The following is a 16709-nucleotide window of genomic DNA, read 5'->3' as shown; positions in this document are numbered from 1 at the left end:
ATGTAGATGGTATTATATTAGGGCACTGAGGCAAGGAAGTGCTAAGAAATAAAGAGTTGGAGGTTTAGCTCAGTTGGGAGAGCGTCTGCCTTACAAGCAGAGGGTCAGCGGTTCAAGTCCGTTAACCTCCACCATGAATTTGCCGACTTAGCTCAATTGGTAGAGCAACTGACTTGTAATCAGTAGGTTGGGGGTTCAATTCCTCTAGTCGGCACCATCTTAATAAAAAAATGCTGGGGAGGTAGCGAAGAGGCTAAACGCGGCTGACTGTAACTCAGTTCCTTATGGTTCGGCGGTTCGAATCCGTCCCTCCCCACCATACTTCTTGGGGTATAGCCAAGCGGTAAGGCACCAGACTTTGACTCTGGCATTCCACTGGTTCGAGTCCAGTTACCCCAGCCAATCAATAAACAATAAATGACCCGTTAGCTCAGTTGGTAGAGCATCTGACTTTTAATCAGAGGGTCGGGCGTTCGAATCGCCCACGGGTCACCATTTATTGCGGATGTAGTTCAATGGTAGAACTTCAGCCTTCCAAGCTGACTACGTGAGTTCGATTCTCATCATCCGCTCCATCTATGAAACGTACACCAATCGCAAGGTTGGTGTTTTTTTGGCTGAAGTCTGCTATTGGACGGTTCCTGTGGGGGATTTGGTTATATAGATTGATTGGCTGGGGACGAACCTGGAATGCGATCGCTTGGCCTACGAACATTTAAGGTGCATTTTTATTAATATGACATGGTGGGGACAATGTTTTCCGCTGACCATTACGATAATTGCACTTTTTTAACTAGTCATAGGTTGTTTTTGCTATTTTAAAAATTTTTTAGGATTTTCACACCTTTTTTACGTATATATATAATGTAGGGAGTGTGATAATATGTATCTAATGATAAAACTCTCATTAATTGTTAACAATGAGATAGAAAAAGACCTTTTAGATTATGAGAAAAATTTTAAATCAGAAGTAGGAAGAATTCACGACATCTTTTTGAAAGAGCATAAGACATACGAATATCGCTATAAGGATATTAGCAATCGGATATCTTACAACTCTAAGCATCTGGTTTTGGCAGAAGCAAAAAATTGGTTTAATGAGAAAGAAGAAACACCATTTCGATTTTGCTATTCCAGTTATTGGAGTAATTCCTCATATTGGATTAAAGAAAATTTGATTTTAGAGTTAGGGCTGTCGGATAGAAAACGTAAGTTGTATGTTCCTTTTTATCAAAATGAGCAACAATTAAAACGATTGAAGATGGGAAAACCAATGAATCTCCAAATTGTACATAGCCATCAGAAATGGTACGCTGTCATTTATTTGCAATTACAAGAAAGACGAATATATTCGAAAAAACAGATGGGAATTGATATCGGAATCAAGGTACCTGCTGTTGTTGCAACGAGTGAGGGTAAAGTTCGCTTTTTTGGTAATGGTCGTGAAATACGTTATCGTCAAAGACAATTACGTGGTCACATCAAAAAGCTGCAAAAAATGAAACAATATAAGAAACTAATCGCTTTTAAGCATAAATTAAGCCATGTATTAACAAATTATGATCATCAAATATCAAGACAAATTGTAGATTTTGCTGTTAAAGAAAATATTGGTGTTATAAAAATGGAAAAATTAACAAGAATCAATCGAAGGTTCAATGTTCGTAAATGTGAAAATATATATTTATGGTCATATCGACGTTTACAGGAATTTATTGAATATAAAGCTGAGCTGGAAGGAATAGAAGTACGTTATATAAATCCATATATGACTTCACAAAAATGTCCGAAATGTGGTAAAATCAACCATGCAGATGATCGTGATTATCATTGCTCCTGTGGTTATCATGCCCATCGTGATGTTGTAGGAGCACTTAATATTCTACAAACACTATAATCACAGAAATGTGATTAGCCCATAATATCCTTGTATACAGTTATGGGACGGGAGAAGGCACTCCACATGCGAAATGCACGAAACCTGCCATAGAGTTCGAACCTTAAAAGAGCGTGTTGAAATTTTGGTTTCAGCATGCTTTTATTTTGAGTATTTACAAGTATTTGACGCTAAATTTACAGTATTTGGTGCTGGATTATAATGCAAATTTATATTTCTAATGATATAATGAATGAGTAGTTTATAAGGAGGAATTTTTATGTCAACACCACATAATGCAGCACAACCTGGAGATATTGCCAAAACAGTTTTAATGCCTGGAGATCCTTTGCGTGCGAAATATATCGCAGAAACTTATTTAGAAAATCCAGTCAAGTTTAATACAGTCAGAAATATGTTTGGCTATACAGGAACATATAAAGGACATAAGGTATCTGTAATGGGCTCTGGTATGGGAATGCCTAGTATTGGTATCTATTCTTATGAGTTATATAAATTTTATGATGTTGAAAACATTATACGTATCGGCAGTGCTGGTGCTTATACGGATACTTTAGAATTATACGATTTGGTTTTAGCAGAAAGTGCTTGGAGTGAATCTACATTTGCTTTGGCTCAGGCTGGTAAATCTGGTGATATTCAATATCCTAGTGATTCTTTAAATGACGTATTAGAAAACGCAGCACAAAAATTAAACAAGCATTTAACAAAAGCACGTATCCATTCAAGTGATGTATTTTATCACGAAGATAATGTTGATGATCATAATGATTTTTATCAGAAACATGGATGTGTATGTGTTGAAATGGAAAGCTTTGCTTTATTCCACAATGCGTCGATTCTAGGCAAAAAGGCGGCTTGTTTATTGACGATTTCTGATTCTTTGGTTACACATGCAGGGGCGAGTGCTGAAGAACGTCAAACTTCTTTCAATAATATGATGGAAGTTGCATTGGAAGCCACGATTCAATTATAATCAAAATTGTATTCCTTAATCGTTTAAGGAATACTTTTTTTATCTAGTCACTATTACAAAAAGCATAAAGGCATATGATTTGACTTCTTATATATTATTTCCTATAATGTGAATATCCCACCACCGGTGGGGGGAGGTAATCTATGACGCCAGAAAGAAAAAAAGCATTACAGAATTTAAAAACAGCAAAAGGTCAGCTGGAAGGTATCATTAAAATGATTGAAGATGATCGTTATTGTATTGATATCTCAAATCAGATTTTCGCTTCCACTGCCTTGTTGAAAAAAGCAAATATGCATATACTAAGCGGGCATTTACAAAGTTGTGTAAAAAACGCAATGAACGAACAAGACAGTGATGAAAAATTAAAAGAGATAGAGGATATTATATCTATACTATTGAAATAAGGAGGTTATTATGCGAAAAACATATCATGTGGACGGCATGAGCTGTGCGTCCTGTGCAGCTGCTGTTGAAAGAATTTTAAAAAAACAGGATGGTATTGAAAATGCAGAAGTAAATTTGATTTTGAATGAAGTAACCATCACTTCTAAACAAAAAATCAACACAGAAACATGTGATAGAGCATTACAAAAAGCAGGCTTTTCTTTAAGCGAAAAAGAAGAATCTCATAGTGAAACATTCGCTGTGGAAGGAATGAGCTGTGCCTCCTGTGCTGCCAGTGTGGAAAGAATTCTATCAAAATTTGACGATATCCAGCAGGCGAGCGTAAATCTGGTATTGAATCAGGTTACGATATCATACACAAAACGTGACTTTGACGCATGGAAGTCAGCAATCGCAAAAGCTGGTTTCACGCTGAAGGAAAATGCAGTATCATCGACTTGCCTTTTAGATATCGAAGGGATGAGCTGTGCTTCCTGTAGCAGTTCTATTGAGCGAGTACTTAGAAAAAAAGAAGGTATCATCTCTGCAGATGTAAACTTAGTGATGAATCAGGCAACCATATCTTATGATCATCAAAAAATTAAAATCTCTGAAATGATACAAGCAATTGAAAAGGCTGGTTTTCATGCACATATCCATAAAGAGGAGAAAACTCAGACAATAAAAAAAGACTATGAAAGTCTACGTGTCTATATCACCTTAGGCATTGCTGCAGTTTTATTATATATCGGAATGTCACACATGCTGGGTAGTTTTGAGTTACCATTACCTGATATCATTTACTATAAGACACACCCTTTTAATTTTGCGTTTATCCAATTCATCTTAGCAACGATCATATTGATCTTAGGCAGCCATTTCTTTACACGTGGAATTAAAGCACTTATTCATAAATCACCAAATATGGATACACTTGTCGCAGTTGGTACAGGAAGTGCCTATTTATATTCTTTAGTATCGCTTATTCAAATTATGCAGGGCAACATGCATGCTGTTCACACTTTATATTTTGAATCAGCAGGCGTGGTTGTTGCACTTGTTCAATTTGGCAAGCACTTAGAAAGTATTTCAAAGAAAAAATCAACAGGTGCGATATCTGCTTTGTTGCAGCTGCGCCCTGATGAGGCAACCTTACTTCGAGATGATAAAGAAATCACGATTCAAATAGATGAAATCAATGAAGGAGATCTGCTGGTAGTGAAACCTGGAGAGCATATCCCAGTTGATGGAATTGTGGTAGGCACAGGTGCAAATGTGGATGAAAGCATGTTGACAGGTGAAAGTATGCCAGTCAAAAAGCAAAATGGAGATGCTTTAATTCAGGGTACGATTGATCTTGATGCACGTATGGTTATGAAATGCAGCGCTACACAGGAAAATACAACATTATCTAAGATAATTCAAATGGTAGAGGAGGCACAGGGCAAAAAAGCACCAATTGCCCGTATTGCGGACCGTATTTCTTTATATTTTGTACCTACAGTTATGCTTATCGCTTTTATTGCCGGTATATTATGGTATATTGCCACAAAAGATTTCTCTTTTGCATTAACAATATTTGTAAGCGTTCTGGTTATCGCTTGTCCATGTGCTTTAGGATTAGCAACTCCTACAGCAATCATGGTTGGTACTGGAAAAGCAGCCCAGCTGGGTATATTTATCAAGAGTGGGGAAGCACTGGAAACTGCCAGCCAAATTGATACGATTGTTTTTGATAAAACTGGAACCTTAACCATTGGTCAGCCAGTTGTTACAGATATAGCAACCTCAAAACATGAAAAAGAAGTTCTGGCATTGGCTGCAGCTTTAGAACAAGGCAGTAAGCACCCTCTTGCAACTGCAATCTTAAAGAAAGCCGCAGATGAGGATATCAAAATTCCATCATTAGCACAAATTAAAACCATCAATGGACAGGGATTGGAAGCTGATTATGAAGGTAAAAAATTATTTATCGGAAACAAATCAGATAGCACAGTGTCAAAGCAATTTCAAAATCAGGAAGAAAAATATCGTAAAGAAGGTAAAACTGTGGTCTATCTGTATTTGGAAGATGAACTTTTAGCAATATTTGCAATTGCTGATCAGTTAAAATCAAATGCGAAAGAAGTAGTTACACAACTACGAAATCAGGGCATTGATGTTGTAATGTTGACAGGAGATCACAAAATTACAGCGCAGGCAATCGCAAAACAGGCAGGCATTGAACATGTGATTGCACAGGTACTGCCTGATCAAAAAGGAAATCAGGTACAGATGCTGCAACAACAAGGTAAAAAAGTTGCCATGGTTGGTGATGGTATCAATGATGCAGTTGCCTTAATGCAAAGTGAAGTAGGAATTGCTATTGGCAGTGGCAGCGATGTTGCTTTAGAAAGTGCGGATATTGTCTTAATGAAAGATAATCTTCAGGACGTTTTACAAGCAATCCGCTTGTCAAAAGCTGTTATCAGAAACATTCATCAAAATTTATTCTGGGCATTCTTCTATAATTCTTTGGGTATCCCAATTGCGGCTGGTGTCTTACATCTGTTTGGCGGCCCATTGTTATCGCCGGTATTTGCAGGCGGGGCAATGGCATTAAGCTCTGTTTGCGTAGTATCCAATGCATTGCGTTTGAGAAATTTTAAATAACTTTATGAATAGGATAGTGATTTCATAAGGAAAATATAGTACAATTATCTCATCAAGAAAGAGGTGTCTTATGGATAATACAAAATTTTGGATCCTATTTATTGTTATTATGGTTGTTATGGTTGTAGGAACACAGCTATATAAACGATATCTATTAAAACGTTTTATGAGTACGTTGAAAAATCGTGAGTTTGATGCATTTTTTAAGATTGCTGATGGGTTTGCCAGCAAATATTTCTTTCCTTATTTCAATCGTCTATATATGAAAATGAATGCCTATATGATGATGCCGGATTATAAAAAAGTGGAAGAAACCTTTGATGAATTATTATCCCTTCGTTTGAATAAAAAACAAAATCTTGATGTAAGTGTAAAAGCATTTTATTACTATCTTGATGAAGAAAAAAGAGGGAAATGTAAAGAATTGCTTGAGCGTATCAAATCGCTGGGTCAAGATGCAGTTTATGAAGAATGTAAGATGATGTATGATATTTTATTATGTGATAAGTTTGATTATATTGATTCTATGCAAAAACAATTAGATCAAGTGGAAGGCTGGAATAAAGGTATGATCTGTTATATGCTGGCCGTACAATATCACAACAAGAAAGACAAAGAGAATGAAAAGAAATACCTGGATATGGCTTCAGAAGAGTTAAAAGAATCCCCATATGCAGCGAAAATAAACAAAATGAAAGAAGACAACAAGTCCTAAGGATGGCGTTGTCTTTTCTTTTTCCTGATATTTCATGGGCATCATAATTGCATGAGTTTTTCATATTTCGTTATACTAATGCCAAGGAAGGAATGTGTAAATTATGAATATACGTAAACGAGATGGCAGTTATCAGGTATTTGATGAAGAAAAAATCAAACAGGCAATAAAAAAAGCATTCATCGCTACCCATAACGAAATAAAGGAAACAACATTAGAAGAAATTTGTGATGCAATAAAAAAGCAGATGTCACAAAGAGAGGAAATCAGTGTGGAATGGATTCAGGATATGGTAGAGGAACAGCTGATGAAATTCCAGTTTTACAAAGAAGCAAAAAATTATATTCTTTATCGATCTAAGCGAAGTGAAAATCGATTATTATTAAAACAATTTTGTGAAGAACTACTGGATGAAGAATTGATGCATATTTTTCAACAGATACAAAAGGATTTCCCGCAGGAAGCATATCAATTATCTATGTTAAAACAGAAATTTCATACTTTTTTGAAACCAGATATGGAACGGGATGAACGCCTGGCAATGCTGATCAAAGCCAGTGTAGAATCCATCAGTAAGGAAGCACCTAAATGGGAGCATATCGCAGCACGTTTTTTATCCTATCAGCTGCATCAGGATATTTCCGCACGCATGAAACGCTTATCAATCAATAGTTTTTATGATAAAATCGTATACTTAACGAATCAAAAAATATATGGAGATTATATCTTAAAAGCATATGACGCAAAATCCATTCATGAATTATCGGCATATCTGGATGATACACGCGATCATTTGTTCACCTATAGCGGTTTGGATCTGTTATCGAAACGTTATCTTCTATGTTCCCATCAACATGAGATCATGGAAACACCACAGGAAATGTTTATGGGCATTGCCATGCATTTAGCTATGAAGGAACAAGATCAGGTATACTGGGCAAAACAGTTTTATGATATGTTAAGCAAGCTGGAGGTAACGATGGCTACACCAACCATGTCGAATGCCAGAAAACCATTTCATCAACTATCTTCCTGCTTTATTGACACGGTAGATGATACGTTAAAAAACATTTATAAAAGTATCGACAACTTTGCGCAGGTAAGCAAGTATGGCGGTGGCATGGGAATGTATTTTGGAAAAATCAGAGCAAATGGCAGTGATATCCGTGGCTTTGAAGGCGCTGCTGGAGGTGTGATCCGCTGGATTAAATTGGTAAATGATACTGCTACAGCAGTTGATCAATTGGGCGTTCGTCAGGGCGCTGTGGCTGTTTATCTGGATGCATGGCACAAAGATCTGCCTGAATTTTTAGCATTGCGAACCAACAATGGGGATGATCGTATGAAAGCTCACGATGTATTCCCGGCGATATGTTATCCTGATTTGTTCTGGAAAATGGCCAAAGAAGATTTAAATGCGACATGGTATCTATTGTGTCCACATGAAGTTTATAAGGTGATGGGTTATCATCTGGAGGATTATTATGGAGAGGAATGGGAACAGCGTTATCTGGCTTGTATCAAAGAGCCTGCCTTACCCAAACGTGCCGTGGTTTTAAAGGACCTTGTCCGTCTAATTCTAAAAAGTGCTGTGGAAACCGGTACACCATTTACATTTAACCGGGATCTAGTCAATCGTAGTAATCCTAATCATCATAAAGGGATTATCTACTGTAGTAATCTTTGTACCGAAATCGCACAAAATATGAGTCCTATAGAATTATATGATGATGAAATCGTAGAAATCAATGGAGAAACCATCGTGGTATCCAAAAGCAAGCCTCAGGATTTTGTGGTATGTAATCTTGCCTCCTTATCTTTAGGTAATCTTGATGTCAACGATCATGAACATTTACGTACCATCATTCATCATGTCATTCGTGCCCTGGATAATGTCATTGACCTAAATTATTATCCAATACCTTATGCGAAAATTACCAATCAAAAGTATCGTGCGATAGGACTGGGTGTCAGTGGATATCATCATATGCTGGTAAAACAAGGAATCCGCTTTGAATCACAAGAGCATTTAGACTTTGTTGATCAGTTATTTGAGAAAATCAATTATTATGCAATCGAAGCAAGTAGTGCATTGTCAAAAGAAAAGGGCTGCTATTCTTGCTTTATGGGAAGTGACTGGCAAACAGGAGCATATTTTGAAAAACGCAATTATAAAAATGCGGCATGGCAAGATCTACAATCTGTTGTTAAAGCACAGGGAATGCGAAATGGTTATCTTCTGGCAATTGCACCAACCAGTTCTACCAGTATTATTTCCGGTACCAGCGCTGGAGTAGATCCAATCATGAATAAATATTTTTTAGAAGAGAAAAAAGGTAGTATGATTGCCCGTGTTGCACCGGATTTAAACGCAAAAACATTCTGGCTATATAAAAACGCACACCTGATTGATCAGGAATGGATCGTAAAAAGTGCCGGAATTCGCGCACGTCATATTGATCAGGCACAATCTGTGAACCTGTATATTACCAATGAATTTACTCTGCGACAGGTATTGATGCTGTTTATTCACGCATGGGAATATGGTGTAAAAACATTATATTATGTACGCAGTAAATCATTAGAAGTAGAGGAATGTGAATCATGCTCCTCATAGGAAAGGAAAACTTGTATGGAAACGTTAAAAAGAAAACCACTGTTTAATGAATTTGGAGATTGTGATGTTAGAAACCGCCGTATGATCAATGGAAACACCACCAATCTGAATGATTTTAATAATATGAAATACGCATGGGCCAGTGACTGGTATCGTCAGGCAATGAATAATTTCTGGATTCCTGAGGAAATCAATCTTCAACAGGATGTAAAAGATTATCGTCGCTTAAAGGATGCGGAAAAAAAAGCATATGATAAAACATTAAGTTTTTTGATATTTTTAGATAGCATCCAGACAGCAAATTTACCCAATGTTGGAGAATATATCACAGCAAATGAAGTCAATCTGTGCTTAACGATTCAGGCCTTCCAAGAGGCAGTGCACTCACAAAGCTATAGCTATATGCTGGACAGTATCTGTTCTCCACAAGAACGAAATGATATCCTGTATCAATGGAAGGATGATCCACATCTATTGGCACGTAATAAATTTATTGGAAATTTATACAACGATTTTCAGGAACATAAGGATGCTTATCATCTGGTAAAAACCATGATGGCGAATTACATCTTGGAAGGTATCTATTTCTATTCTGGATTTATGTTTTTCTATAATTTGGGACGTATGGGAAAAATGCCTGGTTCTGTACAGGAAATCCGTTATATCAATCGTGATGAAAACACACATTTATGGCTTTTCCGTTCTATGATTTTAGAGCTTCGCAAAGAACATCCTGAATTATTCACAGAGGAATTAATAGAAGAATATAAAGCTATGCTGCGCCATGGTGTAGAGGAAGAAATCCGCTGGGGTGCATATGTGTTAGGTAATGATATTGATGGTTTAACGATGGAAATGGTATCTGATTATATTTATTACCTGGGAAATCTGCGTAGTACCTCTTTAGATTTTGGTCCTCTTTATGAAGGCTATGAAAAAGAGCCATCCAGTATGGAATGGGTATCCATGTACGCAAACGCAAATCTAATCAAAACTGATTTCTTTGAGGCCAGAAGCTCTGCTTATGCAAAAAGTACGGCACTGGTAGATGATCTATAGAAACTACAAGGTGTTATCAACGTACAATAAGACTGCTTATGCTATACTAATGTTAGATTTGGGTAACCGTGAAAATGAATGCATAGAATCTTAAATCTAATGAATACTACTATAAGGAGGTCTTGATCATGAATGATAAAAGAAAACTGGTTCTGGTAGGAACAGGCTTTGTAGGAATGAGTATGGCATACAGCTTTTTAAATACCGGAGGAATTGATGAACTGGTATTAATTGATGTAGATAAAGAAAAAGCTATCGGAGAAGCGATGGATTTACAACACGGGCTGCCTTATGCAAGAGGTAAAATGAGCATCAAAGCAGGAGATTATTCAGAATGTAAAGATGCAAGTATTGTTGTTGTAAGCGCAGGTGTTGCGCAAAAGGATGGGGAAACCCGATTAGAGTTAACGAATCGAAATGCGAAAATCATGAAAAGTGTCGTAGAACAGATTCGTGATAGTGGCTTTGGCGGGATTCTGGTCATTGCCAGTAATCCGGTTGATTCTATGACTTATCTAGCATGGAAGGTCAGTGGTTATCCGAAAGAGCGTGTCATTGGCTCAGGCACGATATTAGATACGGCGCGTTTGCGTTATTTGATGAGTGAATATCTAAATATCTCTAGCAGCAATATTCATGCTTATATCATGGGAGAACATGGAGATTCCAGCTTTGTACCATGGACCCATGCCTATGTTGGCGCAAAAAGCTTACTAGATTTACTGGATGAAAAACATAAAGATCTATCTGATCTGCATGCGATTTATACACAGGTACAACAAGCCGCATATGAAATTATCAAACGGAAACGTTCTACCTATTATGGTATTGGGTTATCATTAAATCGTTTGGTGCATGCAATCTTAGACGATGAAAATGTGATATTAACCGTATCTGCATATCAAAATGGTGAATATAAACAAAAAGGCTTATATATAGGTGTTCCAGCAATGATCAATGCACAGGGGATAAAGGAAATTATTCCTTTGGCTTTGAATGAAGTTGATCAGGCAAAATTCAATCACAGTTGTGATACACTTAGAGAAATTAATGAAAAAAGTATGGAATCGATTGCTTAAAAGTCATCTTCGGATGACTTTTTCTTAACAAAAAAAGCGTATCATGTACGCTTTTCATCATTCATATAAAGATGGAGTGATATAAGAAGATTTTGTCAGCTTATCTCCACGATATTTCATCAATGTATCCAAAGAAACGATTTGATATCCTTTCGCTTTTAACTCAGGCAATAATTCAATAGCAGCATCAACACTTGTGCCATAAATATCATGTTCCAGAATAATGGCGCCATCGAATACACTTTTTAATATCTCTTTCTTGATACTATCCACATTGCGGCTTTTCCAATCTTCTGAATCCACACCCCAATATGCCACTGGCATGATACTGGCCTTTAATACATTTGTATCATAACTGCCATAAGGGGGACGCAAATAATCAGCATCATGACCACAGGCTTTAAATATCGCATCCTGCGTATCATAGATTTCTTTCATTAATTGTGCGTGGGTTAATCTCGTCAGTTCTTTTTCATGTGTCCAGGTATGATTTCCTAATTGAAATCCTCGTGCATACATTTCTTTGACCACATCGCTTCGTCTTTCCACATTAGGTCCGACCATAAAGAAGGTTGCGTTGGCATCATATTTATCAAAAGCATCCATCAGTTTTAATGTCAAATCACTTGGCCCATCATCAAAAGTAAATGCAATCATCGGTTTATTAGGATCAATATTCTGATCTTTTTGTTTAGGTACGATAGCTTCCTTTTGATACAGGGAAGGAATGTTAGGATTTGTCAATGCGATATATTCTTTATTTTCATCATAAGGAATTGTGATCATGCGATCCATACTGTTTCCATATAAGAAACGTACTTCTTTTTCACCAATGATAAAATTATTCGTATTGTTTTTCGTTACTTTTTCCACATCCACATTGGCATCTTTTGCTTTGTTTCTCAACAAGCTCATATAATCTCTTCTTAAAACATCCTTCGTTTCCATAATTTTATTTCGTTTCTTATCATAATTAATGGTAGAAGTTGTTGTTTTTAACGCATGACCATCTTCATCCATCAATGTTTGATGAAATGCGATAGAGATATAAGCATCGAAAATATCATAACTGTCGTAGTCCACATTGATAATAATTTTACTGTTCTGTTTTAAATCGGATTGTATCTTGTCATTACGATAAGCACTTACAGCCTGATCTAAGACTTCATTATCAAACACGGGATAATAAACAGAAAGATAAAATTTTTCTTCATCTTGTACCTCATGTTTCATTGTACCAGCTTTTTTATTATCCTCTTTATATGCAGTATACGCTTTATATGGATCCTTCGTCATAAATACATAAATGCCATAGCTGCCTGCAATGACAGCAAGACATAATAGTGCGATTAATATTTTAATGTTACGTTTTTTTGCCTTTTCATACATAGGAAAACCTCCTTTATTTATCATGGATAATTTTTTGATACTTATCCCTTGAAAGAGCGTTTTTATTATGTCATAGGTATCATTAAAATACAATCATCAATCTCTTAACAAATCTTAAAAAAAAGACCAAATCGGTCTTTTCAACGATATAAGCGTATCAGTCCTTCCTGATTTAAATTTTGTATGATTAAAATCAAGAATGGCATGATAAATAAACCTAAGAAACCAAACAGCTTCACACCCAGATACATACATAACAACATCAATAATGGATGTAAACCAATCTGTTTCCCAACAATTTTCGGTTCCACGATATTTCGGATAATCGTAACAACCAAATAGATAATCAACAATCCAATCGCCAGCTTTGGCTGACTGTTGATAAAGGAAAATAGAATCCATGGAATCATGATGCCGCCAGTACCAAGCACCGGCAATACATCAAATACCGCTATAATAAAAGCAATGACCAAAGCATTTTCCACGCCAATAAAATGAAGCCCGATACTTAATTCAATAAATGTCAAACTCATCAATTTACCATAAGCAATGATGAAAGACATGATGGTATCACTAATATAATGACGAATCGCAAACATAATGTTTCGCTGTTTTGGAGGAAGCTGTCGTGCGATAAAGGATGTAATATGCGTATAATCCGCAGAAATAAAGAAGCTGGAGATAATCGCAAAGAAGAAAGAAATTACCATATTAGGAATTCTTGTCGCAAAATCACTGATCACAGAAACGGCACCTTTAGAAATGGAAGATATCATACTTGTAAGAGAGGATGATATATCATTCAAGAATGATTCAATATTGCTGGCAATCACAGGATCAGTATTTAACCAGATATTTTCCACACTGCTTAAAATGTTATCAATCAATGGCTGTAAATACATTTCATATAACTGGGGTACATTTTCAAAGAAATCTCTTAATACATGAAACCCTTTGACAGACAACAGGGTAATGAAGATACCAATGGTTAAATAAAACAACAAAATGGTAATGATGGCCCAGGTCTTATCGTGTCCACCGGTTTTCTTTGCCAGTTGCTTAATCACAGGACGCAGCATAAAGGCAATCGCAAATCCAATCAAAAAAGGCATAATAAAGTAAATCACATAGCGGAAAAAGATGAAAATCAAAGTGAATATAATAAGAAAATAAAGGAAATGTATAATAAATGCTCTCTGTTTTTCTGTATCCATATGTCCACCTGCCTAATGTTTTAAATCTTTAAACATAGAGAAGTATGTTTTCATATATAAAATGAAAGATAATGCAAGGAAGAATGCTGTAACAATCATTAATATTGTCCCAGACAATGTATTTTGAATTGGCAGCGCAATTAACGCAAACATTGCTATATAGAATACTGCAGTACTGATTTTCCCAAACCACATGGCGCCATTCATATAGCCGCCTTTTTTCTTTAAGATAAACCAGCAGACCAACATACTGCATTCTTTGATCATAAATAATAAGAATAACCAGATCATATGTTTTACTGTAAAAATCATACAGAAAACAATCGCAAACTGAAGCAGCTTATCCGCAACAGGATCCATTGCCTTTCCAAGTTCTGATATTTGATGATAATGACGTGCAATATAACCATCCAGAAAATCAGTTGCCCCACATACCAAAATCATGACGGCACTTGCAAGATGTTCTCCCTGCATATATAAATATATGAATACAGGTACGAAGATAATACGCAGCAGCGTTAGAAAATTTGGTATCGTGAATATTTCGTTCTTTTTCATCAGCGGTCCTCCTTATGACGTGTTATGATTTCAAACAGGCGTTCCGCATTTTTACGTGAAATCGCCTCGATTCGATTAGGGAATGCTTTGCTTAATCGATCATATGTAAACTTACGTTTTTGATAAAAACTATCAAACTTCATACGAATCTTATCAATATGAGCTAGTAAGATTTCATCCGCATTCGTGCTGTCTAAAACTTGTTGAACCTTATCTGTTAATGGCTGTGTCAAAGGGAATAAATTGGCATTTTTAAATGCTTCACGCAATTCTTTAATACTATTTTCAATTTCCCTGAAGTCCACATTTTTGCGAAGCAATGCATGTACTGTAGTGTATCCATCATATAGGAAGGCAGCGCTTATGATAACCACAACAACTTTCTGTATGGTATCCGGTATCAAAGAAACGATATCCATAATACCAGGATGAACACCATAAAATACAACTAGTACCATCAATCCAAACAGGATAGAATTTTTTAAACAGATACGCCCATGAATATTAAAGGGATGTTTTGAATAATCCCACCACTTGGTGTGAAACAGTTTTTCCATCATATAACTTGTGATATATTCTAAAGCACTTGTGACGATAACGCCCATGCCAAACAAGATCACAACATTATCTGAGAAAGGGGTCAGGGTGTAAATGACAGCTAATGCACCACATCCATAGATAGGACAATAAGGCCCGGCTAGAAAGCCACGGTTAATAAATTTCTTTGCGGGTACCCCACAATAAATGCATTCACATACCCAGCCTAAGAAGCTGTATATAAAGAAATATAAAATCCATTCGATCAACATAGGCCTTCTCCTTTAAAATATTTCATACAATCGTTCATCACTAAAATCTTTAATGATCATCGAACAGTCTGAAAATTTCTTCTTTTCTTTATCACAAATCGCAATAACATCGATCCCAGCATTTTTCGCTGCCATAACACCATTTTCAGCATCTTCAAATACCACACAATCTTCACACGATAAACCAATATGGGAAACGGCTTCTAAATACATTTGGGGATCGGGTTTGGCCCGTGTTACCTGTTGCGAGGTGATTACATAATCAAAGTAACCTTCTAGTTGTTTATGTTGAATAATATGCTCGACTAGACTTGTGGCATTATTTGTACATAAACAGATTTTATAGTCATTTGATTTTAAATAATCCAGAAAAGCCAAAGCATCCTTTTTCATTGTGGTGTTATCGTAATGCTCCACCAGAAATTTAGATATCCGATCGATCAAACACTGTGCTTCCTTTTGATCTTCGATTTCTTCATAGATCTTTGTTTCCAGCTGTGCAAAACTTTTTACACGGGATGCCAGTATCTTCAGTATCAATGTTTTTGGGACTGTTTTTAATTCACTGAGTACTTGTTTCAGATTGATATTTTCATATGTATTGATCAAAGTGCCATCCATATCAAACAGCACGCCTTTTTTATTCTCCATCATGTTCCTCCTTATCCAGAAAAGATTCAAAGAACTGATTTAATTTCGTTAATCCATGTAAGATAATCTCTTTATCCTTATCGTTATAACGATTCCATTCTTTTTCATAATATGTCTGTATCTTGGCATTGATAGTTTTTACACAATGTCTGCCATCTTTACTCAAATGCAGATTGATCACACGCTCATCGATTGCACTGCGTGTACGAATCACATAAGCTAAACGTTCCAGTTTCTTCAGCAGATTGCTCATATTGCCAGCATCCTGCTGTAGCATTTTGGCTAATTCACCAATTGTGATGCCATCATGCTCATCGATTGCCGATAAAACGTTATATTGCATATCTGTGATATGAAAGTGGTCAAATTCAATACGCAGCAGATGAGAAAAGTGATGTCTTAGTTTTTTGTTTAGTTCTTGTACCTGATGCTGATATACTTCAGAATTCATGCGCACTCGCATCCTTTCTTAATTACTTGTGTTTTACATATTTTATATGTTTTCTATATAGAAGTCAAACATACTGTAAGAAAATGACAAAATCGTAAGAAATAGGATGAAAATAATGAAAATGCTTACAGTCACAAAAATAAATGAAAAATGTTAATGAAATCGCTTGCAAAAATATTAAAATAAGATACAATATAAGCAGATAACGAAGTGATGAAAGGAGCGTGCGTCAATATGAATATCAAACATGGAGTT

The 16709-nt window shown here is 36.1% G+C and carries 14 protein-coding genes and 6 tRNA genes; 14 read left to right on the top strand and 6 right to left on the bottom strand.

Translation table 11 applies throughout. The annotated features are described in order from the left end of the window. Positions 1-58 precede the first annotated feature (58 nt). From DW114_RS08105 to DW114_RS08040, 14 genes are all read left to right on the top strand, one after another. A tRNA-Val gene (locus tag DW114_RS08105) sits at positions 59-134 on the top strand. Between the two features lie 7 nt (positions 135-141). Beyond that, positions 142-217 (top strand) — tRNA-Thr (locus tag DW114_RS08100). Positions 218-235: 18 nt separating this feature from the next. Continuing rightward, a tRNA-Tyr gene (locus tag DW114_RS08095) sits at positions 236-319 on the top strand. Positions 320-326: 7 nt separating this feature from the next. After that, positions 327-402, top strand: a tRNA-Gln gene (locus DW114_RS08090). Positions 403-419: 17 nt separating this feature from the next. Further along, positions 420-495 (top strand) — tRNA-Lys (locus DW114_RS08085). A gap of 6 nt (positions 496-501) precedes the next feature. Then, a tRNA-Gly gene (locus DW114_RS08080) sits at positions 502-575 on the top strand. A 308-nt stretch (positions 576-883) separates the two neighbouring features. Beyond that, complete coding sequence (locus DW114_RS08075) at positions 884-1897, top strand: RNA-guided endonuclease InsQ/TnpB family protein (protein ID WP_117453274.1); 1014 nt, start codon at positions 884-886, stop codon at positions 1895-1897. A 259-nt stretch (positions 1898-2156) separates the two neighbouring features. After that, positions 2157-2873 (top strand): purine-nucleoside phosphorylase, encoded by a 717-nt coding sequence (gene deoD, locus DW114_RS08070; RefSeq protein WP_117453273.1) that lies wholly within the window; start codon positions 2157-2159, stop codon positions 2871-2873. 143 nt (positions 2874-3016) lie between these two features. After that, entirely contained in the window at positions 3017-3280 is a 264-nt protein-coding gene (locus DW114_RS08065) for a metal-sensing transcriptional repressor (RefSeq protein WP_117453272.1), read from the top strand. Between the two features lie 10 nt (positions 3281-3290). Next, positions 3291-5912 carry a heavy metal translocating P-type ATPase gene (locus DW114_RS08060; RefSeq protein WP_117453271.1) on the top strand — a complete coding sequence of 874 codons (2622 nt, stop codon included), beginning with the start codon at positions 3291-3293 and terminating at the stop codon, positions 5910-5912. A gap of 70 nt (positions 5913-5982) precedes the next feature. Then, positions 5983-6627 carry a hypothetical protein gene (locus DW114_RS08055; RefSeq protein WP_117453270.1) on the top strand — a complete coding sequence of 215 codons (645 nt, stop codon included), beginning with the start codon at positions 5983-5985 and terminating at the stop codon, positions 6625-6627. A 103-nt stretch (positions 6628-6730) separates the two neighbouring features. Next, on the top strand, positions 6731-9244 hold the full coding sequence (locus DW114_RS08050; protein ID WP_117453269.1) for a ribonucleoside-diphosphate reductase subunit alpha: 2514 nt from the start codon (positions 6731-6733) through the stop codon (positions 9242-9244). Between the two features lie 15 nt (positions 9245-9259). Further along, the gene (locus DW114_RS08045) at positions 9260-10303 is read left to right on the top strand and encodes a ribonucleotide-diphosphate reductase subunit beta (RefSeq protein ID WP_117453268.1); all 1044 of its coding nucleotides are present in this window, start codon (positions 9260-9262) and stop codon (positions 10301-10303) included. A gap of 128 nt (positions 10304-10431) precedes the next feature. After that, on the top strand, positions 10432-11382 hold the full coding sequence (locus DW114_RS08040) for an L-lactate dehydrogenase (RefSeq protein ID WP_117453267.1): 951 nt from the start codon (positions 10432-10434) through the stop codon (positions 11380-11382). A gap of 57 nt (positions 11383-11439) precedes the next feature. Here the strand turns inward: DW114_RS08040 and DW114_RS08035 are convergent, their stop codons facing one another. The 6 genes from DW114_RS08035 to DW114_RS08010 form a co-directional block, all read right to left on the bottom strand. Then, positions 11440-12771: a polysaccharide deacetylase family protein gene (locus DW114_RS08035; protein WP_158552221.1), complete on the bottom strand. Its 1332-nt coding sequence runs from the start codon at positions 12769-12771 to the stop codon at positions 11440-11442. A 140-nt stretch (positions 12772-12911) separates the two neighbouring features. Beyond that, positions 12912-13985, bottom strand: coding sequence for a sporulation integral membrane protein YtvI (gene ytvI / locus DW114_RS08030; RefSeq protein WP_117453265.1), 1074 nt, complete (start codon positions 13983-13985; stop codon positions 12912-12914). 12 nt (positions 13986-13997) lie between these two features. Continuing rightward, the gene (locus tag DW114_RS08025; RefSeq protein ID WP_117453264.1) at positions 13998-14543 is read right to left on the bottom strand and encodes a CDP-alcohol phosphatidyltransferase family protein; all 546 of its coding nucleotides are present in this window, start codon (positions 14541-14543) and stop codon (positions 13998-14000) included. Then, on the bottom strand, positions 14543-15352 hold the full coding sequence (locus DW114_RS08020) for a putative ABC transporter permease (RefSeq protein ID WP_233509441.1): 810 nt from the start codon (positions 15350-15352) through the stop codon (positions 14543-14545). The genes DW114_RS08025 and DW114_RS08020 overlap by 1 nt, the downstream gene beginning before the upstream one ends. Before the next feature lie 12 nt (positions 15353-15364). Further along, positions 15365-16003: an HAD family hydrolase gene (locus DW114_RS08015; RefSeq protein WP_117453263.1), complete on the bottom strand. Its 639-nt coding sequence runs from the start codon at positions 16001-16003 to the stop codon at positions 15365-15367. Next, complete coding sequence (locus DW114_RS08010) at positions 15993-16454, bottom strand: MarR family winged helix-turn-helix transcriptional regulator (RefSeq protein ID WP_117453262.1); 462 nt, start codon at positions 16452-16454, stop codon at positions 15993-15995. Before DW114_RS08010 ends, DW114_RS08015 begins: the two co-directional genes overlap by 11 nt. Between the last annotated feature and the right edge of the window lie 255 nt (positions 16455-16709).

The organism is Absiella sp. AM09-50, from assembly GCF_003433845.1.
GTDB classification, from domain to species: domain Bacteria; phylum Bacillota_I; class Bacilli_A; order Erysipelotrichales; family Erysipelotrichaceae; genus Hoskinsella; species Hoskinsella hominis.
This window is presented reverse-complemented; position numbering and strand designations above follow the sequence as displayed.